19 protein-coding genes and 1 pseudogene are annotated in these 18,031 nt (G+C 66.8%); 8 read left to right on the forward strand and 12 right to left on the reverse strand.

The annotated features are described in order from the left end of the window. Positions 1-103: 103 nt before the first annotated feature. Both ACOGXH_RS07610 and ACOGXH_RS07615 read left to right on the forward strand, forming a co-directional pair. Positions 104-937, forward strand: coding sequence for an SDR family NAD(P)-dependent oxidoreductase (locus ACOGXH_RS07610; protein WP_419928506.1), 834 nt, complete (start codon positions 104-106; stop codon positions 935-937). A gap of 57 nt (positions 938-994) precedes the next feature. Then, positions 995-2,203: a phytanoyl-CoA dioxygenase family protein gene (locus ACOGXH_RS07615; RefSeq protein ID WP_419928507.1), complete on the forward strand. Its 1,209-nt coding sequence runs from the start codon at positions 995-997 to the stop codon at positions 2,201-2,203. Between the two features lie 24 nt (positions 2,204-2,227). Here the strand turns inward: ACOGXH_RS07615 and ACOGXH_RS07620 are convergent. The 4 genes and pseudogenes from ACOGXH_RS07620 to ACOGXH_RS07635 form a co-directional block, all read right to left on the reverse strand. Then, positions 2,228-2,458 (reverse strand): annotated as a pseudogene (locus ACOGXH_RS07620) (UGSC family (seleno)protein); the annotation flags it as partial. A gap of 12 nt (positions 2,459-2,470) precedes the next feature. Further along, positions 2,471-2,776, reverse strand: coding sequence for a UGSC family (seleno)protein (locus ACOGXH_RS07625; RefSeq protein WP_419928508.1), 306 nt, complete (start codon positions 2,774-2,776; stop codon positions 2,471-2,473). Positions 2,777-2,794: 18 nt separating this feature from the next. Further along, a complete protein-coding gene (locus ACOGXH_RS07630; RefSeq protein WP_419928509.1) occupies positions 2,795-3,835 on the reverse strand; it encodes a hypothetical protein in 1,041 nt (346 codons plus the stop codon). A gap of 4 nt (positions 3,836-3,839) precedes the next feature. Beyond that, positions 3,840-4,916 carry an amidohydrolase family protein gene (locus tag ACOGXH_RS07635; RefSeq protein WP_419928510.1) on the reverse strand — a complete coding sequence of 359 codons (1,077 nt, stop codon included), beginning with the start codon at positions 4,914-4,916 and terminating at the stop codon, positions 3,840-3,842. A 67-nt stretch (positions 4,917-4,983) separates the two neighbouring features. On the opposite strand from ACOGXH_RS07635, the gene ACOGXH_RS07640 reads away from it, so the two are divergent. After that, the gene (locus ACOGXH_RS07640; RefSeq protein WP_419928511.1) at positions 4,984-5,886 is read left to right on the forward strand and encodes an LLM class F420-dependent oxidoreductase; all 903 of its coding nucleotides are present in this window, start codon (positions 4,984-4,986) and stop codon (positions 5,884-5,886) included. A gap of 2 nt (positions 5,887-5,888) precedes the next feature. After that, the gene (locus ACOGXH_RS07645; RefSeq protein ID WP_419928512.1) at positions 5,889-6,746 is read left to right on the forward strand and encodes an MBL fold metallo-hydrolase; all 858 of its coding nucleotides are present in this window, start codon (positions 5,889-5,891) and stop codon (positions 6,744-6,746) included. A gap of 8 nt (positions 6,747-6,754) precedes the next feature. Here ACOGXH_RS07645 and ACOGXH_RS07650 read toward each other — a convergent pair whose 3' ends face one another. The 3 genes from ACOGXH_RS07650 to ACOGXH_RS07660 form a co-directional block, all read right to left on the reverse strand. Further along, complete coding sequence (locus ACOGXH_RS07650; protein WP_419928513.1) at positions 6,755-7,099, reverse strand: carboxymuconolactone decarboxylase family protein; 345 nt, start codon at positions 7,097-7,099, stop codon at positions 6,755-6,757. A 105-nt stretch (positions 7,100-7,204) separates the two neighbouring features. Beyond that, complete coding sequence (locus ACOGXH_RS07655) at positions 7,205-7,966, reverse strand: YhjD/YihY/BrkB family envelope integrity protein (protein WP_419928514.1); 762 nt, start codon at positions 7,964-7,966, stop codon at positions 7,205-7,207. A gap of 89 nt (positions 7,967-8,055) precedes the next feature. Next, complete coding sequence (locus ACOGXH_RS07660; protein WP_419928515.1) at positions 8,056-9,894, reverse strand: FAD-binding protein; 1,839 nt, start codon at positions 9,892-9,894, stop codon at positions 8,056-8,058. Between the two features lie 85 nt (positions 9,895-9,979). Between ACOGXH_RS07660 and ACOGXH_RS07665 the strand changes: the two genes are divergently transcribed. Genes ACOGXH_RS07665 through ACOGXH_RS07675 form a run of 3 tightly spaced genes read left to right on the forward strand, consistent with a single transcriptional unit; the run spans position 9,980 to position 11,931 of the window. Then, complete coding sequence (locus ACOGXH_RS07665) at positions 9,980-10,933, forward strand: cupin domain-containing protein (RefSeq protein ID WP_419928516.1); 954 nt, start codon at positions 9,980-9,982, stop codon at positions 10,931-10,933. After that, positions 10,926-11,462, forward strand: a complete 537-nt coding sequence (locus ACOGXH_RS07670) for a nuclear transport factor 2 family protein (protein ID WP_419928517.1) — start codon at positions 10,926-10,928, stop codon at positions 11,460-11,462. The genes ACOGXH_RS07665 and ACOGXH_RS07670 overlap by 8 nt, the downstream gene beginning before the upstream one ends. Then, positions 11,449-11,931 (forward strand): hypothetical protein, encoded by a 483-nt coding sequence (locus ACOGXH_RS07675; RefSeq protein WP_419928518.1) that lies wholly within the window; start codon positions 11,449-11,451, stop codon positions 11,929-11,931. The genes ACOGXH_RS07670 and ACOGXH_RS07675 overlap by 14 nt, the downstream gene beginning before the upstream one ends. Before the next feature lie 24 nt (positions 11,932-11,955). Here the strand turns inward: ACOGXH_RS07675 and ACOGXH_RS07680 are convergent, their stop codons facing one another. From ACOGXH_RS07680 to ACOGXH_RS07700, 5 genes are read right to left on the reverse strand one after another with little or no spacing between them, the layout of a single operon-like run. Next, positions 11,956-13,632, reverse strand: coding sequence for a class I adenylate-forming enzyme family protein (locus ACOGXH_RS07680; RefSeq protein ID WP_419928519.1), 1,677 nt, complete (start codon positions 13,630-13,632; stop codon positions 11,956-11,958). 13 nt (positions 13,633-13,645) lie between these two features. Continuing rightward, entirely contained in the window at positions 13,646-14,902 is a 1,257-nt protein-coding gene (locus ACOGXH_RS07685) for an amidohydrolase family protein (RefSeq protein ID WP_419928520.1), read from the reverse strand. 18 nt (positions 14,903-14,920) lie between these two features. Then, positions 14,921-15,379, reverse strand: coding sequence for a hypothetical protein (locus ACOGXH_RS07690; protein WP_419928521.1), 459 nt, complete (start codon positions 15,377-15,379; stop codon positions 14,921-14,923). A 10-nt stretch (positions 15,380-15,389) separates the two neighbouring features. Next, positions 15,390-16,013: a hypothetical protein gene (locus ACOGXH_RS07695; RefSeq protein WP_419928522.1), complete on the reverse strand. Its 624-nt coding sequence runs from the start codon at positions 16,011-16,013 to the stop codon at positions 15,390-15,392. Between the two features lie 24 nt (positions 16,014-16,037). Beyond that, positions 16,038-16,835 (reverse strand): enoyl-CoA hydratase-related protein, encoded by a 798-nt coding sequence (locus ACOGXH_RS07700; protein ID WP_419928523.1) that lies wholly within the window; start codon positions 16,833-16,835, stop codon positions 16,038-16,040. Positions 16,836-16,852: 17 nt separating this feature from the next. On the opposite strand from ACOGXH_RS07700, the gene ACOGXH_RS07705 reads away from it, so the two are divergent. Further along, the gene (locus tag ACOGXH_RS07705) at positions 16,853-18,025 is read left to right on the forward strand and encodes a CaiB/BaiF CoA transferase family protein (RefSeq protein WP_419928524.1); all 1,173 of its coding nucleotides are present in this window, start codon (positions 16,853-16,855) and stop codon (positions 18,023-18,025) included. Positions 18,026-18,031 lie beyond the last annotated feature (6 nt).

The following is an 18,031-nucleotide window of genomic DNA, read 5'->3' on the forward strand; positions in this document are numbered from 1 at the left end:
TGTCACCCTTCCTGCTTAGTCACTCGGCACTCCAGAAATCATCGGCTGGGAATTATCCCTGGCAAGATGAGGCGTCGGATCGTCGGACAGAGGAGTTCGGGCCATGAAGGAGCTCAACGGCAAGGTTGCGGTGGTTACCGGGGCGGCCAGCGGGATCGGATACGGCTTGAGCAAGCGGTTCGTCGCCGAGGGGATGCAGGTGGTGATGGCCGACGTGGAGGAAGAAGCGCTGGCCCGGTCGGCCACCCAGCTTGAGGCCGATGGCGCCGATGTGCTGGGTGTGCTGTGCGATGTGAGTGATGCCGCGGCGGTGAGGGATCTGGCCGAGCAGACGCTGTCGGCCTACGGCGGCGTACATGTGGTGTGCAACAACGCCGGGGTGGGACCTGCCGGGCTGATGCTGGAGACCACGCCCGAGGAATGGGATTGGATCGTGGGGGTAAACGTCATGGGCGTGGCCCACGGTGTGATCACGTTTGCCCCGCTCATGGTGGAAGCCGGCGAGGGCCATATCGTGAACACCGCGTCGGAGGCTGGGTTGGTCACCAACAGCGTGCTGGGCATGTACTGCGCCACCAAGCACGCGGTGGTGGGATTGAGCGAGTCACTGTGGAGAGAGGTGCATCCCCAGGGTGTGGGGGTGTCGTGTTTGTGCCCCAACCTGGTGAACACCCAGATTTTCAACTCTGAGCGCAACCGCCCCTACGGCGCCGAGCTGACTGCTACCCAGAACGCCATCATGACCCCATTGCGGGAGACGCTCAGCGCCCGGGGAATCACACCTTCAGAGGTAGCCGACAACGTGGTGAACGCCATCGTGGAGGACCGGTTCTGGGTGTTCACCCATGACATCACCCCCGAGGCGGCAGCCGTTCGCTTCACCGATATCGATGCTCGCCGCAACCCGACCGACCCCTATGAGGGTATGGAGTTCTAGAGTGGCCCCTGCCTGCCGCTTCGGGGTCTCTCGGTACCAGTGGGCTAAATTCTCGTCATGGCTGTAGTGGATCATGCTCCCCGTCTTCCCCAGTTCGACAACCTGGACTTCGACGATTTCCATGCTGAGGAACTGCCCCGGCGGCTGGCGGCGGGCAATGGAGAGTTGGCTGCTGACATCGCGGCCGGCGCCCTGATCAAGAGTTTCGCCTGGCGGCTGAGTGACGGCCGGTCGGTGACCTACGTGGTCGATGACAACGGCATCCTCATCCGGCCCGGCGATGACGCCGAGTTGGTGGTGGAAGTCAGCGAGCAGGACTGGTTCAACTACGTGGCCGAGCTTTGGACCTGGGTTGGCTTGATGTACGCCGAGGCCGCCGAGATGGTTCGGGGCGAATTCGGGCTGTTCGAGGACTTCGAGCCGGTGTTGTTGGCCATGTACCACGGCCGACCCCTGTACGAGGGTTGGGAGCCCACGGTGGACCTGTCCTGCAGCTTCACTCTCGACGACGACCATGAGGAAATGAGCCGGTTCCTCGATGAGGCTGGGTTCCTCCACATCAGAGGAGTGTTCAGCACCGAGGAGATTGAGGCTCTACGGGCCGAGGTGGAGCGTCAGCGCAGTGAGGCCACCCCCGACGATCACCGCTCTTGGTGGGCCACCAACTCCGACGGTGATGAGGTGTGCTGCCGGGTGACCCACATGGACGACCGCAGTGAGCTGATGCTCGGATTGATCGGTGATCGCCGACTGGACGCCATCGGCGCGCTGGGCGGGGACGACTTCGCCGCCTATCCCGAGCGGGGAGACGGCGTCTCGGTGGTCATCAAGCTGCCCAGCATCGTGGAGGGCTTGGCTGATCTTCCTTGGCACCGGGACTGCGGTACTGGCGGCCACTCCATCACTTGTCCCACGGTGAGCATCGGCATTCAGCTCGACGAGTGCACCGAGGCCAACGGCCAACTCCATTACTTGGCCGGTTCGAATAAGTCGTCCAACCGGGCACGCGAGGTGCGCGATGGCTGGCCCACAGTGGCTATCAGCGCCTCGCCCGGCGACGTCACCGTCCACTACGGCCACACCATGCACGGTGCTCCGCCCCCCACCGACGCCCCCACGTCCGGCGGCCGACGCACCATCTACGTGGGCTACCACCAGCCCATCTGGGCCGAGTTCATTCCCCCTGGTCAGGGCTACAACGACATCCTGTTCAAAGACGGCGGCCGCATCCTCAGCCCCGAGGAATTCCAAGAGCAGAGCAGCTAGCCAGCAGGCAAGACGCCAGCCTGCTCAGCGAATCAACAGCCGGTCGAGGATCTCGTCGAAAAGGGGTTCGAGCTTCTTGGCGATGGCATCGGCGTCTTCGCTGAGGTAGTCGTGGGGGATAACTACTCTAGGGACGTCGGGCATGCCCAGAGAGCGGGCCACGGTGTCGGCAGCCACGGTGAAGGGCTCAGTCACCACAGTGACGGTGGGGATGCCCAGCCTCTCCATGTTCACGGCGTCGAGCACACTGCCCGACGTGCATGAGCCTCATTTGGCCAGGCCGTTGACCACCCCGGCACAGGCCCGGAAGGAGGCCAGCATCTCGTCGCCCGCCGGGCGGCTGAGCACCGGCTTGTGCTGGCGGACCACGGCGGTCACATCCAAGCGGTGGCGGAATTCCTGCTCCAACACCTCGGTGTAGCGGGTGAAGTCGGGACCCGACGAGGGGTTGTACTCGTTGACCAGGAAGCCGATGGTCAGCGGACCCTGGGTGTGGCCCCGCCGGGGAGCCAGCGCCTCATCGCTGACCACAACCTCGCCCCGGGGATCAACCAGTTCGCCGACCAACTTCACGCCCCAATCCTGCCAGTTCTAGCCAACCAACGCCCGGCTCACTGCGTAGCCGCCCAGGTTGCCCCAGCCGGCGCACACCGCCATCCAGGGAATGGACTCGGCGCCGGTGACCATCACATGGATGTCCTCGGGTCGCTCAGTCACCGGCACCAACTCATCGGGGTTCTCAGCGTCCACCCAGTCGGGCCACCAGGCGTAGGGGGGAACGCCAGGGGAAAGGAGGTCGCCGATCCTCCGGCGGGCCTGCTGCCAGAGTTGTTCTTGCACCGACGCCCGGTCATAGCCGTTCTCGGCCATGTGCCGGGCCTCGTTCGGGGTTAGAACCACCAGGGTCTCGCCCATGGTGTGGGTGTTGTTGCACCCCTTGATGGCCATGGCGTCGGCCAACTGCGCCAGGCGATTCACCGGAGTGTCGTCGGCCCCCCACATGGCCACGCTGGTGGGGGATTCGCAGGCGAACACCGTGATCCCGCTGTCGGATTCGATGCCCCGAGCCCGGTGCAGTGGGGGCCAGGGGCTGGCCGGGGACTCGGCCACGCAGAAGGCGTAGCGACCGGGGTGGCCAAACACCTCTTTGACCGGCTCACCGGGCGTAGCCCCGCCGGCGTTCCACAGCAGCAGCTTGATGGCCCGTCCGATGGCCGCGTTGGCGTGGGCGCCGCCGCCGCTGAACACCGACTCGGTGTGGGCCATGTCGAGCTGTTCGACCACCGGCCCCGACACAATGACCAGGGGCCAGCACGGATGGGTGGTGGTGACCACCCCCCGCAGGTTGAAGCGATCCTCCAACATGGCCTCCACGGCCACCAGTACCACCTCGAAGTGCTCAGGCTTGCAGCCGGCCATTGCCGCGTTGGCGGCCACCACTTCGACGGTGGCCGCTCCGCCCCTCGGCGGGATAGCCCCCAGCAGCAGCCCAGGGTCTCGGCCCGACGCCTCCACCAGCTCGTCTACCGCAGCGCGAGTGGGGGGATACACCGGCAGTCCGTCGGTCAGCCCTTCGGTGTGGGCCAACTCCACCCACTCTTCGATGGTGTTGGCGGTGGTGATCGCGCTCATGGGCTCAATCCCATCCGAAGAGCCGCTTGGGGTTGGTCTCGAATATCGCCTGCTTGTGGTGGTCGGCCAGATCAGAGCGATCAGTCACCCCGGTCACGCTGGTGGGAAAGTCGCTGTCCCAGTGGGGATAGTCCGAGGCCCACACGATGATGTCGCAGCCGATCTGCTCTATGACCTGCGGCAGACCGTGCTCGCCTTCGGTGGACACGAACAGCCGCCCTTCGGCCAGGTATTCGCCGGGCGGCCTGGTGATGGCGTCGAATTCGTGGGCCCGGTACTCGTAGTGCTCGTCAAGCCGCTCCAGGGTGTGGGGCACCCAGCCCACTCCGCCTTCCAATAGCGCCACCCGGAGCCGCTGGAACCGTTCGAACACCCCACCGCAGATCAAGGTGGTGGCCGCGAACATCAGGTTGAACGGGAATTCGATCACATGAAGCTGGGCATAGGCATCGGTGAATCGACTGTGGGCAAACCGGCAGCCGCCGGCGTGGAATCCCAAGGGCACGTCCAGCTGTTCGGCCAGGTCGTAGAGCGGGTCGTTGTCGGGGTGGTCGGGGTTGCGGTCGCCCACCGCGCAGGGCACGGTCAGCGACACGAATCCCAATTCGCTCACGCACCGCTCGGCCTCGGCCACCGCATCGTCCATCCACTTGAGCGGTAGCGCCGGGGTGCCCCGCAGCCGCTTGGGGTCGGCCGAGCACCAGTCGGCCAGCCAGTTGTTGTAGGCCCGACAGCAGGCCACGGTCAGGTCCTGGTCGGTTCCGGCGTAAAGGCCCAGCGAAATGGCGCCGTACAGCACAGCGATGTCGATGCCCTCGGTGTCCATGTCGGCCAGTCGTAGCCCGGAGTCCACCCCGCCTTCCCGGTGGGTGGTGGACTCCCGGATGCCCTCGGGGGCCCAAGCCCCCACGCCGGTGCCCGGGGGACCGGCCCTGCCCTCTATCGCATATCGCGTAGTGCCCCGCTCATCGGTGATCAGCCGGGGGCGACGCTCATGGAACCGGGCTGGCAGGTATTGCTCCCATAGCTCGTCGGGTTCGAATACATGGCCGTCCACGTCGATCACCAGATGCTCCGGCATGCCCGCACGCTAACCCCTCGGACATGCAGTGGCCCGCGCCGGGCGGCCAGTGCGTAATGTTCAGCCCATGGTCAGCCTTGGAGTCCTTCCCCACATGCACGAGTCGGTGATCACCGATCCCCGTTGGGTCACCCAGTTTGCCCAGGCGATGGATGAAGAGGGAGTGGAGTCGATCTGGACGGTGGAGCACGTGGTGGTGGCCAACAACTACGAGCCCCGCTACTCCTACTCGGAGTCGGGGCGCATGCCCGGCGCCCCCGGTGTGGTGATGCCCGATCCGCTGGAGTTGCTGACCTTCATGGCCTCGGTAACCGAGCGGGTGCGGCTGGGCACCGGGGTGGTGGTGCTGCCCCTGCACCCGCCGGCGGTGATGGCCAAGCGGGTGGCCACCCTGGATGCCCTCAGCGGCGGGAGGGTGATCCTCGGGGTGGGCAGCGGTTGGCAGGTCGAGGAATACGCCGCCTGCGGGGTGCCCTATGAGGGTCGGGGCGAGCGGCTGGATGAGTGCATCGGTGCCATGCGGGAGCTGTGGGCGCCGGGCTATCGCACCTACGAGAGCAATGCGGCCAGCTTCTATGAATGCGAAAGCTTGCCCAACCCGGCTCAGCCCGGTGGCCCGCCCATCGTGATAGGCGGCAGTACCGGCCGGGCCGCTCGGCGGGCCGGGCGGCTGGGCGATGGGTTCTACCCCTATGTGATCTCGCCCGAGGACTACGCCGACCGGGTGGCCGTCATCCGGGCCACGGCGATTGAACACGGCCGTGATCCCGACGCCATCGAGATGACGGTATGGCCGGGCAGCTACCAGCAGGGCGGCTCGTTCGACCTGGGACTCATCGAGAAGTATGCCGAGACGGGCCTTGATCGGCTCATCGTCTCGGCCGCCGAGTCGGGCAGCGCCGACATCGACGACATCCGCCGTTTCGTCGGGCGCTACCAGACCGAAGTCTTGGACAAACTCGGAGGATAGCCATGGCCCTGACCACCCATATCGGCAACGTAAAGGTCATGCTGGTTCGGGAGATCCTGCAACCAGTTTCGCCCGAGGGCATGTATGTGGATTCCGACATGGCGGTGTTCGAGGACAACGCCGACTGGTTGATGCCCCACTTCTTGGATGACTCTGGCGATCTGGCCCTGTCCATCCACGCCCTGGTGCTGGAGTCACAGGGCCAGACCATCATGGTGGACACCTGCATCGGCAACCGGCCCATCGAGATGATTCCGGAGATGGGCCACCTGGGCAACGGGTTCCTCGACGAGCTGGCCGCGGCGGGCTACGAGCCTGAAGACATCGACATCGTGCTGTGTACCCACCTGCACTTCGACCACGTGGGCTGGAACACCATCCTGGTGGACGGGGAGTGGGTGCCCACCTTCCCCAACGCCCGTTACCTGTTCGGCCGCACCGAGTACGAGTACTGGGACTCGGGGGCTGAGGGAGCAGCCATCACCTTTGGCGACGCCGTGCGCCCAGTGCTTGAGGCTGGCCTGGCCGACCTGGTGGACAGCGACCATGCCGTCACCGACGAGATCCACTTGGAGCCCTCACCCGGCCACACCCCCGGCCACGTCAGCGTGAGGATCTCGTCGGCGGGCGAAGAGGCCGTGATCACTGGCGATTTGGTTCATCACCCTGTGCAGTTCACCGCCCCCGAATGGGTGATGACCGCCGACGACGACCCGCCGAGAGCCTCGGCCACCCGGGTGGAGTTCCGCGACCGCTACGCCGACTCCGGCATTCTCATCTTCGGCACCCACTTCGCCGGCCCCAGCTGCGGCCACCTCTCCCACACCGACGGCCGCTGGGTGTTCACCGCCAAGTTGTAGCGAGGTCTCTATTCGGCGGCGTCGCGCTCGGCGAATATGTCAGTGGCGATCTCAAAGGCCTTCATGGCGGCCGGGAAGCCGGCGTAGATGGCGGCTTGGATCATGACCTCGCAGATCTCCTCCCGGTTCAGGCCGAAGGAGTCCAAGCCCATGATGACGTGCTCGCGGATGGCGAACTCGTTGCCCAGCGCAGTCATCATGGCAATGGTGGCCAGGCTGCGCTCCCGGCGGCTCAGCACAGGACGACCCCACACCGCCGAGGGGCCGACCCTCAACATCTCCATTACGTCATCGCGGACTTCCTCAGGGATTGGCAGGCGGCTGAGCACATCGGGCTGACGAGGTTCGGTCATAACCCGACCGTATCTCACCCTTGTCGGGAGAGGACCATCTCATAAGGTGACACCGATGGTCAGTGGATTGGAGCGGTTTCAGACCGCGGCGGTGGAGTTGGGTAACTAGGCGTCAACCGGGGGAGATGAGGTAGTCCCGTTGCGCTGGTCGAGGGCGCCGGCGACGGCGGCGCCGGCGGTGACGCCGCAGGCCGCGGCCCATAGCCAGCTCAGGGCGGCCAGGGTTCCGGCGGTGGCCACCGTGATGGCAGTGCCGCCCAAGGTCCAGTTCACCGCTACCGCGGCGGCGGCTGAAACCACGGAGAACCAGACGGCCGATACCAGACCGCCGATCAGGTCGTGGCGCAGGGGACGCCGAGGGCAGGACATCTTCTGCACCAGGGAGAACACGGCCACCGCCGACACGAAGCCGACCACCGGGGCCAGCCGTGGTTCCACCCACACCGCAATGGCAGTGGGCCCGGCGATGAGGGGAAGAGCTCCGACCAGGAGCCAAAATCCGGTGAAACGCTCCATCCACCAAGAACGGCGGGGGGCGCCCCGCACTCGTCGGACAGCCCGACAGGCTGCGGCGGCGGCCCTCATGGTGCCCCACACCGCTACTACCGCGGCTATGGACGTAGCTGCCGGGGGAGCGGAGACAACATCGGCGAACTCCTCGCCGATGTTGCTGTTCACATCGCTGAGCGCAGTCTGGCCGGCGTCGGCCAGCCACTCGTTGAACCGGTCGGCGATCCGGTCTGACACCGCTCGAACCGTGGAGGCGATGGCGGCGGCGGCCACCGCGGCCGGAAATAGCGACACCGCCGACCAGAAGGCGATCTCTGCTGCCCCGGTACCGCCCTCTCCCTCCCGCCAACACGACACGGACTGCCTGGTGAGGGCGACGATCTTGGAAAACCAACTATCCGAATTTGCGGGCGGAGTCTGGTCAGCGCCCATCGGAAAATCGATGGCTAGCCCGCCTGGGCCTCGGCCAGACGGGGGATCAGGGCGTCCAACACCTCGGCCCAGTCGCCCACAAAGCCGATGTCCACGATCTCCCACAAGGGAGCTTCGGGGTCGGGGTTGATCCCCACCACCGTTCCGGCGTTGCGGACTCCCACGGTGTGGTTGAACTTTCCGCTCATGCCGATGGCGAAATAAAGCTGCGGGCTGATGCTGTGGCCGGTGATGCCCACCTGGCGGGCTCGCGGCATCCACCCGTAGTCGGTCACCTTGCGGGTGGCGCACAGGGCGGCGCCGATGGCGGCCTGATGTTTCTCCAGCTTGGGATAGTCGGTCGGATCCACTCCCTGGCCCACGCCGATCACCACCGAGGCGTTGGCCAGCTCGTCGCTGTCGTCGTCCCGATAGCGCCGGATGACTTCGAGGCGGCTGTGGCCCATAGAGCCCAGCGATGACCGGAGGGCCAGCGGGCGCTCGGGATTGGGCCGGGGGAAGGACAGCACCCCCGGGCGAACCGTGGCCATCTGGATCGGAGACGAGCAGAGGATCTCGGCCACCAGCCATCCCCCGAAGGCCGGTTTCATGGCGATCAGCTTCCCGTGGTCGTCCACCTTCAGCCCCACGGCATCGCCGGTTAGGCCTGCGCCCAGCGCCGCGGCCATCCGGGAGGCCACCTCACGGCCCCAAGCGGTGCCCGGTGCCAGTACCGCCCACGGCTGGGTCTCGGCGGCCCAAGCCGACATGGCCGACGCCAGGTCTTCCTCGACCAGCGGGGTGGCGCCATCGCCGCCGCCGATATCTATCTGCTCATCGGCCCCCCACGGGCCCAATTCTTCGTCGGGATCGTCCAGGCCGGGACCGAGGGCGGCCACCTTCCCGCCGATCTCCGCGGCCAACTCGGCAGCCGCTCCCAATAGCTCTCGGGTTACCCGCTCTCGGCCGGGTTCCACCAGTACGGCGATGGTGGACGCTCCTGACCCGCCTCCAGAGCGCCCGGCAACTATTTCCGGCTCGGGCATCGAGCCGGTGGCCAACGCCCCCTTCTCGGCCAATATCGCCACAGCCTGTTCGACCTGCTCGTCGAGCGTGCCGGTCATCATCTGGCGGCGGCGCTCCACGTCGATCATCTGAACCGGACCGACCGAGGTGGGGCTGGCCTCCTGGCCCCACGGGCCAGGACCCAGATCGGTGGCGGACACTGTCTCGATCAGCGAGCCGTCTGCGGTGGCCCAGGCCTCGGGGTCCTTGATCTTGCACGGGTCGCATAAGCGCTCGGCACACGACACCACCGCAGGAAGCCCCACCGCCACATCCACCCACTCGTCGTCGTGTTCCAGCCGCAGCTCGAGGCGGTCGCCGTGGAGGGAGAAATGGCGCACTCCGGTGGCAAACGGCAGTCCCAACAGCTCGGCCAGTTGCGGCGGCACTTGGCCGGTATCGGAGTCCACTGAGTTGCGTCCCATCATCACCAGGTCGAATGGCCCCAGCTTCTCTAGGGCGGCGGCCAGGGCCTTGGCGGTGGCCCAAGTGTCCGACCCGGCAAACTCCGGGTCGCAAATGTGAACTCCGGCGTCGACCCCGAACAAGAGGGCCTCCCGGCACACATTCTCAGCCGACGGAGGCCCCAGGGTGAACACCGTTACCGTGCCCCCGCTGGCCCGAGCCACCTCGGTGCCTTTGGCCACCGCCCGGCGGCAGTAGTCGTTCATGTGCATGTCGATGCCGTCTCGCACCATGCGGCCGTCGGGTCCCAACACCATGTCCTCGAACACCGGGATCTGCTTGACCAAAACGGCCACTCGCAAGGGGCGATCCGGCGCGATCACGTCGGCAGGGGGGTCGAACATCTGCTCCGAGGCTACCCAGCCGAATGGTTCTTCTTCGGGTTGGGCAACGTGCGCTGAGGCCGTAGTGGGCCGCTACGGTTGCCGGATGGCATTCACGAAGCGGCGAATCGTAACCGGGCACGACGACACAGGAGCACCGGTGATCATCTCCGACGGGCTGGCGGAGCCGAGTTTCCTGGGAAGGACCACGGCCAGCCTGTGGTACGTCGGCCAGCCTCCGGTCACCGTGGACGACGGCGGCGACGAACCGGCCGACCGCAAGGATTTCGTTCCCCCGCCCGGAGGGATCTCGTGGCGGATCTTCACCCTGAAGCCCTCGGGCGGCAAGGCGATCGGCCCTACCGACGACCCCCGATTCGACCAGAGGCGCGTGGGCTTCCACGCCACTCCCACCATCGACTTCATCGAGGTCATCTCAGGTCGTATTCGCCTGGAGCTGAACGATCACACCGTCGAGCTCGACGCCGGATCCTGCGTCATCCAGCGGGGCACTTGGCACCGGTGGATCGTCCTGGGCGATGAGCCCTGCACCTTCAGCGCCACCATGCTGGGAGTGGGCGACGGCAATGACCCCGGGTTCGCCGGCGCGTCAACCGGCGCATTGGGGCCCCGCCGGGTGGTGACCGACGGCTACGGGGTGTGCGCCGACGGTCCGCCGGCCACCGCATCGCAGTCCGACGGAGGGGTGGTGACCGCCGAGCTATGGCACACCTTCGCCCCGGTGGCCAGCGAGCTTCAGGGCGGCGATGGCGCAGTGTCAGAGATGCAGCTCAACCCGCCGGGCGGGGGAGTGACCTGGAAGCAGGTGACCATCCCGGCGTCGATGGCCGACCAGGCCGCGTTGATGCACAAAACCCCCACCATCGACTTCGTGCGGATCGCCCAGGGCACGGTGGACCTGGAGCTGCCCGGCCAGCCCCCCACGCACCTTGTCGCTGGCGACTGTGTGATCCAGCGGGGCACCGAGCACGCCTGGCGCAACACCGGCGACGGCCCGTTCACCCTCTCGGCGGTGATGATCGGGGTTGGGGATGGCTGATCTCGACCCTCGGCTCCAAGCGCTGCTCGACAAGGATGAGATCACCGACACCATCCACCGAGTGGCCCGGGGCACTGATCGGCTCGACAAGGAGCTGATCGTCTCCGGCTATCACCCCGACGGCTTCGACGACCACAACAATTTCCGGGGCAGCCCGGTTGAGTTCGCCGACTGGGTGTTGGAGGTGCTGGCCCACTTCGACTACACCCAGCACCTGTTGGGCCAGTCCCGCATCGAACTCGAGGGTGATGTGGCATTCGTGGAGACCTACTGCAATGCCCACCATGTGGTGCACCCCACCACCGACGGACCGGGGTCCGACATGCGCATGGGTCTGCGCTATGTGGACCGGTTCGAGCGCCGCGACGGCGGCCCTTGGCTGATCGCTACTCGCATCTGCGCTTTCGAGTGGCGCTACACCCTCACGCTGAATTACTCGTTCCCCTACGACGACGACTTCACCATCGGCCACCGGGACCGATCCGACATCACCTACACCCGGAAGGGACTGCTGGGTGGCCCTCGATAAACGCCACATCCGGTTCGAGCGGTTGAACATGGAGGAAGTGGTCCACGAGATGCTGACCCTGGCCGCCCGGGGCGACGGCAAGGGATGGATGAACGTGCAGCCGCTGGTGGCCGACGAAAACCGGCCCCCCGAGTCACCCATCTTCAAGCTGTTCACCGCCAAGGGGCCGCCCATCCCGCTGGGCACTTGGGTGCCGGGCCACCACCATAGGGACAAGTGGCAGCCCGCTTCGGTGGGGTTGCAGCACGCCGGCGGCCGACACGCCGCGAAGCTGCTGGAGGAGCGGGGCGTGACCGAGCCCGACGGGTGGAACCGGCGCCAAGACCACATCAAGCGGGGCCTGGTCTACGAGCTGCCCGAGGGCCAAGACCCAAGAGTGGCCGTGGAGTTCCTGCTGGACGCCATGTCTCAGCTCGCGGCCTTGCCCCTCAGCGGGCGCTGGCTGGCAATCGTCTTGACTCAGCGCTAGTGGTGTGCGCTAGCTGTCGGCCCCCTAGGCCAGCCGGACGGCGGCGTCCTTCTTGAGCTGGCCCTTGGCCACCTTGCCCCCCGATGACCGGGGCAGGGCATCGACCACGAAGAGGTGCTCGGGCCACCACTCCCGGGACACGCCGCGCTGGGCCAGGTGCTCCCGGAGCTCGTCCAAATCCAGGTTGGTGCCGGGAACCAGCTCCACGTAGGCGGCCACTCGCTCGCCGAATACCGGATCGGGGGCGGCCACGGCAGCCACCATGGCCACCGCAGGGTGGGTCATCACCTCGTCCTCCACCGCGGGGGCGCTGATGTTCTTGCCTCCTCGGATTATGAAGTCTGAGGTGCGGCCCACCACCCGCAGGTAGCCGTCGTCGTCGATCTCCACGATGTCGCCCATCAGCATCCGGCCGTCGTCGGTCATCAGCTCGGTATTGGCCTTGGCGTCGTCGTAGTAGCCCAAGGCGGTGGCCGGCCCCCGACAGGCGGGCTGGCCCCGGCCCCGCAGCTCGGGAAGCCGCTGCCCGTCGTCGGGGTCGTACAGCGCACAGTCCATCTCAGGCTCGCACTTGCCTCCGGTGCGCAGCCGGGCCGACCGCGGATCGCTCAAGCGGGTCCCGCTCAGCATCCCGGTCTCGTTGGAGCCGTAGAAGTTCAGCACCGTGCAGCCGGTGCGGTCCTCGAACTCGGCGGCCCGCTGATAGGGAATGGCCTCGCCGCCGGTGAACATCAGCCGCAGCGACGACAGATCGTGGTCGTCGAATGCGGGGGAGTTGAGCATCATGATGAATTGGGTGGTGACGGCACACAGCACGGTCACCCGTTCGGCCTCGATGAGGCGCAGCAGCGTTGCGGCGTCGAAGTCGGCCATCACCACGGTGGGCACGCCCAAGATGGTGGGGGTGTAGTGGGCAGTCCACAGCCCGAAGCCGAACGGAGCGGGTACCGGCACGCAGAACATCTCGTCGGACCCCAGACCGCTGTACTCCACTGCCTTCTGGTGGAAGTAGAACCAGCGGTTGTGGGTCTGCATCACGCACTTGGGCAGGCCGGTTGTTCCCGAGGTGGAGTTAAGTAGGCAGAGCTCCGAGGCTCCCAGACGGCGAGTCTCCACGGATTCGGCAAACTCGAGCACCGACTCCGGTATAGGAGCGGTATCGCCGTTCAGGAACAGGGCGGCATCCTGGCCGGGGCCATCGATGGTGATGTGGTGGGCGAGCTCAGGCAGATCACGCCGCAATTCGGCAATGGCGTCGACTGTTGGTCGCCCCCGGTGCACGGTGCCGGTAATGATGGCCCGGGCCTCGGATTTCTCAACCAGATGGGTAATCTCCGCCGGCCCGGCCCGGTGGCCGATGCCCATCACCACCACGCCGGCCTTGTCGGCCCCGGTGAACGCCGCGTGAACCGCAGCTCCGTCGGGCAATATCACCGCCGCCCGATCGCCCCGATCCAGCCCTGCCGCCAACAGCGCAGCCGCCACCCGATCAGACAACCGGTCATAGCCTGCCCAGGTGATCCGATCGATCCTGCCCAGCGCGTCTCCTGCCGCACCGGCCGGTCGGCTCCACGAGACATAAGCAATGTCATCAGGCCGCTCGGCCGCGTTGCGCCGAATCAGGTCGGTGGGCGTGTCATGCCCCCACCACCCCGCGGCCACATACGCGGCAGCCACCTCCGGATCAGCGGCAATTGGCATCGCTCGAACGGTTTCAGAAGCTGTTGGGGTCGGCGATTACGGAGTCGGGGACGGGGTGGCGGAAGAGGTCGCTGGCGTTGGCCCAGCAGATGCGGGCCACCTCGTCGGCGGGGATGCCGCTGAGCTGTTGGCGGAGCAATTCCTGGGTATTGGGCCAGGTGGAGTCGGCGTGGGGGTAGTCGGATTCCACCATCAGGTTCTCCAGGCCCATGTAGTGGCGTTGGTCGAAGGCCGAGGGGTCGTCGATAGCGCAGAACCAGAAGTTGCGGCGCAGGGTGTCGGCGGGGGAGAGCTCCACATCGTTCCAGGTGCCGTACATGGAGTCGTACTTGCGGACGTGCTCCAAGCGGTCCAACAGCCCGGCAACCCAGCCGAGGCCCCCTTCGCTGAGGGCGATCTTGATGTCGGGGAAGCGGACCGGGATTTTGGAGTACAGCCAGTCGACCGCGGCGAACATGGCGTAGCCGAAGAACAGCACCCCCACGGTGTCGGAGGGGGCGTCGGGGGCGGTGGCCGGCGAGGTGCCCGAGGAGCCGACATGCAGGCACACCACCGTCTCGGTCTCCTGGCAGGCGGCCATGATCGGGTCCCAGTGGCCGGAGTGCAGCGAAGGGAACCCCAAAGAATGAGGAGCCTCGGAGAAGCTGATGGCCTTGTAGCCCCGTTCGGCGTTGCGGTACACCTCGGCCGCGCCCACCTCAGGGTCGAGGAAGTAGGTGATCTGGCACGGGATCATGCGATCGGGATAGGCCCCCGACCATTCCTCGATGTTCCAGTCGTTCCAAGCCCGCACCGCGGCCAGGGCCAGGTCGGGGTCGTCGGTGAGCTGTTGGAATCGCTGTCCGCAGAAGCCGGGCAGAAACGACGGGAAACACAGCGAGGCGTAGACCCCGTTGAGGTCCATGTCAGAAATCCGGGCATCAATGTCCCATGAGCCCCGGCGCATGTCCTCGAAGCGGGTGGGTTCAAAGCTGTATTCGCTGACTGGCCGGCCCACCACGGCGTTGAAGCCCACGTTGGGCAGCGAGTGCCCGGCATACAGCCAAGTCTCCGATCCGTCGTCGAGGGTGGCCACCCGGGGGGCGTCTTCGGCGTACTTGGCCGGGAACCGATCGGCGAAGGCCTTCGGGGGCTCCACGATGTGGTCGTCCACTGAGATCATCGGCGTCCACCGGTCGGCCCGCTCGGGCTCGGGCAAGAACGTCACCTGGCCCTTGACGTGTTGGGTGAAGGAGGTATCGGCGGTGAGGTCGTCCAGCGATATGGCCATGCTCAAGCTTGCCCCGAATCAGCCCGGCTGGGCCACCGAAAGGCGCACTTGGAGGTCGGTGAAGCTGGGGGGACCGAGGCCGTCGCTGCAATGCAGGGCCAGGTGGCGCTCGGCCTGTTCGATGATCATGCCGGCGTTGCCCAGCCAGGCCGTCTCCAGGCCGCCCAGATCCCACGCGTTCCACACCTCCAAACGCCGGGCTTTGGCGCCGAGCACGGTCAGCTCTACCTCGGCCGGGCTGGTGTCAGACCAGAGCGAGATGACCTCGGAGGTGGCCCCGTTCACCTCGAGGAGCCCGTTCACCGCGGCCAGCTTGAGGGCTTGGCGGCGATCAGGCCGGGCGGCCATCCGCACCACCCGCACCTTGGTGCCCTCCGACACCGCCAAGCGAAGAATCGGCCGGACGTCGCGCCCGCGGTGTTCAACGGTTTCAGCTCCATCGGCAAACAGGTCGCTGAGGGTGGGAGTGGCCGTCACGGTCTCTCCGTCATGGCCGGGCAAAGGGGTCGAGGCCTTGGTCGTCCCATGTGGGGGTGGGCCTTCGCTTGGCCGCCCAGCAGTAGCGCAGCATGGACTCGGGCAGGCTCAATTCCTCAATGGCGCCGGTCCGGGGGTTGAAACGCTGGGGTGCTTGGCCCACGGCCATCAGCGTCCGATTGTCCTCGCCGAACACCGCAGAGGAGGGGCGCTCGGACAGGTTCTTCCAATAGCGGCGGCGCACGGCGGTGATCGATGGAGGAGTTCCCCGGGGGGTGAGCTTGAAGATGGAGTCGCCCGCCTGCCAGGGCCCCGACGAGGATGGTTCCTCTGGCTGGGGAGCCGGGTTGAGAGCGGGGTACTCGGCGGAAGGCTCCGAGGCGGCCTCCGGCTGTTCGATGGCTGCCGATTCGGCGGGCAGTTCCAGCAAGTCGCGGCCCGCACTCGGCATTGTGGCGGTGTCGGAGCTCTCCGGCGGCACAGGGGCGTCGACCATCACCCAGGCGGGGGTACCGGTAGTGCGGGGGCGGAATGAGCGGCGGATCGGCTTGCCCATCCAGTCCAAGATGATGGCCAGGGTGGCCAGCGCCAGCATGATCAGCAGAAAGACGAAGAAAACGGCAACCGAGGACATAGCTCTAGGGGTTGGATTTTACGCTCAGCGCCCCTGAAAGCGGGGTTCGCGGTGCTCGGAGAAGGCAGCCCGGCCCTCGGCGAAGTCCTCGCTGGCCCAGCAGTCGGCGATGGCGTCCAGGGCTGCCTGTCGATCTCCCCGGCCGGCGGCCGAGGCGATAGAGAGCTTGACGGCCCGCAGTGTGAGGGGGGCATTGGCCACCAGGCGGGAGCAGAGCTGCTCGACCTCGTCGTCGAGTTCGTCGACAGGCACAACCTTGTGGGCCAAGCCCATGCTGGCGGCCTCCTCGGCGCCGACCTGGTCCCCGGTCATCAAGATGCGTGCCGCGTTGGCGTCGCCCACCCGGCCCACCAGCTGCTCCACTCCCTCGATGGGGTAGCCCACCCCCAAGCGGGCCGCGGGGATGCCGAATTTCGAGCGGTCGGTGGCCACCAGCAGGTCGGCGTGCAGGGCCACCAGCAGCCCACCCCCAAGGCAGTAGCCGTCCACCGCGGCGATCAGCGGCTTGGTGAGGCGGCCTAGGGCGGCCGGTCCTCGGCTGGTGCGGGCATCATCGGGGGAGGGGTTGCGGCTCGGGCCCCGAGCCGAGTCCAGGTTTCCGATGTCGGCGCCGGAGGCGAACGCCCGACCCCCGGCACCGGAGACAACCACCACCCGGATCTTCGCGTCTTGCTCGTAGGCGTCGACAACGGTGGCCAGCGCCGCGAACATGTCGGTGGTGATGGCGTTGTGCCGCTCGGGATTGTTGAACACGATGCGGCCCACCGCGCCCTCAACCTCGGCGATCAGCTTGTCGGTGCCGGTTTCCACTGTCTGGACCATCGGTTAGTAGTAGCACGATGTCGATGTACGACCGCGCCGATCCGGGAAACGGGCCGCTGGCCGGCCTGCGGGTGATCGACCTCACCCGGGCTCGGGCCGGCCCCACCTGCACCCGTCAACTTGCCGACATGGGGGCCGATGTGATCTGCGTGGTCGATCCCCAGCGCCAGCTGCTGACCGGGTCCGACTATCACAACCTCCAGCGCAACAAGCGATCGATGCAGCTCGATCTGACCGATGACCGAGCACGGGAGGCCTTCTACCGGCTGGCCGATCGGTCCGACGTGGTGGTGGAGAACTATCGGCCCGCCGTCAAAGATCGCCTGGGCATTGGCTACGACGTGCTGTGCGCCCGCAACCCTCGGCTGGTGTACGCCAGCATTTCGGGCTTCGGCCAGGAGGGGCCGTACGCCAACCGTCCCGGGGTGGACCAGATAGCCCAGGGGTTGAGCGGGCTGATGAGCGTGACCGGACCGCCGGGGAGCGGGCCTTGGCGGGTGGGCATCGCCGTCTCCGACACCGCGGCTGGCACCTTTCTCACCCAGGGGGTTCTGGCCGCGCTGGTGGCCCGGGAGCGCACCGGACGGGGCCAGTGGGTCCACACCTCGCTTCTGGAAGCGGCCATCAACTTCATGGACTTCCAGGCGGTGCGCTGGCTGACCGACGGGGATGTTCCTCCCCAAGAGGGCAACAACCACCCAACGGTGGTGCCGATGGGCTTGTTCGCCACCGCCGACGGGCACGTCAACGTTGCCCCGATGGCGCGGTGGGAGACCTTTGCCGAAGCGCTGGGCGCCCCCGAGCTGGCAAACGATCCCCGTTTCGCCGATCGTGATACCCGCACTGCCCACCGCAGGGAATTGGACGAGGTCATCGAGCAGCGCATGGCTACCGCCACCACCGCCGAGTGGGTGGAGCGGCTCAACGCGGCGGGTTGCCCGTGCGGGCCGGTATTGGCGGTGGACGAGACGTTCGCCGATCCCCAGGTGGAGCACCTCAACATCTACTCAACGGTTCCCGACCCCGACGGCGGCGAAATCGCCGTGCTCCGGCTGCCCCTCACCTTCTCCGAAACCCCCGCCGCGGTGGGAACCGGCCCTGTTCGACCCAACCACCACACCCGCGAGATCCTGACCGAGCTGGGCTACGACGACGCCGAGATCGAAGCGCTGGCAGCCAGCGCCGACTGACTCTGG

The organism is Candidatus Poriferisocius sp. (assembly GCF_965208355.1).
Lineage (GTDB): Bacteria > Actinomycetota > Acidimicrobiia > Acidimicrobiales > Bin134 > Poriferisocius.

Excerpts from the sequence above, each read along its gene's own strand:
- ACOGXH_RS07640 (WP_419928511.1), top strand. The coding sequence starts at position 4,984 with ATGGTCAGCCTTGGAGTCCTTCCCCACATGCACGAGTCGGTGATCACC.
- ACOGXH_RS07650 (WP_419928513.1), bottom strand. The coding sequence starts at position 7,099 with ATGACCGAACCTCGTCAGCCCGATGTGCTCAGCCGCCTGCCAATCCCT.
- ACOGXH_RS07630 (WP_419928509.1), bottom strand. The coding sequence starts at position 3,835 with ATGAGCGCGATCACCACCGCCAACACCATCGAAGAGTGGGTGGAGTTG.
- ACOGXH_RS07670 (WP_419928517.1), top strand. The coding sequence starts at position 10,926 with ATGGCTGATCTCGACCCTCGGCTCCAAGCGCTGCTCGACAAGGATGAG.
- ACOGXH_RS07665 (WP_419928516.1), top strand. The coding sequence starts at position 9,980 with ATGGCATTCACGAAGCGGCGAATCGTAACCGGGCACGACGACACAGGA.
- ACOGXH_RS07695 (WP_419928522.1), bottom strand. The coding sequence starts at position 16,013 with ATGTCCTCGGTTGCCGTTTTCTTCGTCTTTCTGCTGATCATGCTGGCG.
- ACOGXH_RS07635 (WP_419928510.1), bottom strand. The coding sequence starts at position 4,916 with ATGCCGGAGCATCTGGTGATCGACGTGGACGGCCATGTATTCGAACCC.
- ACOGXH_RS07615 (WP_419928507.1), top strand. The coding sequence starts at position 995 with ATGGCTGTAGTGGATCATGCTCCCCGTCTTCCCCAGTTCGACAACCTG.
- ACOGXH_RS07685 (WP_419928520.1), bottom strand. The coding sequence starts at position 14,902 with ATGGCCATATCGCTGGACGACCTCACCGCCGATACCTCCTTCACCCAA.
- ACOGXH_RS07705 (WP_419928524.1), top strand. The coding sequence starts at position 16,853 with ATGTCGATGTACGACCGCGCCGATCCGGGAAACGGGCCGCTGGCCGGC.
- ACOGXH_RS07610 (WP_419928506.1), top strand. The coding sequence starts at position 104 with ATGAAGGAGCTCAACGGCAAGGTTGCGGTGGTTACCGGGGCGGCCAGC.
- ACOGXH_RS07645 (WP_419928512.1), top strand. The coding sequence starts at position 5,889 with ATGGCCCTGACCACCCATATCGGCAACGTAAAGGTCATGCTGGTTCGG.
- ACOGXH_RS07700 (WP_419928523.1), bottom strand. The coding sequence starts at position 16,835 with ATGGTCCAGACAGTGGAAACCGGCACCGACAAGCTGATCGCCGAGGTT.
- ACOGXH_RS07680 (WP_419928519.1), bottom strand. The coding sequence starts at position 13,632 with ATGCCAATTGCCGCTGATCCGGAGGTGGCTGCCGCGTATGTGGCCGCG.
- ACOGXH_RS07660 (WP_419928515.1), bottom strand. The coding sequence starts at position 9,894 with ATGTTCGACCCCCCTGCCGACGTGATCGCGCCGGATCGCCCCTTGCGA.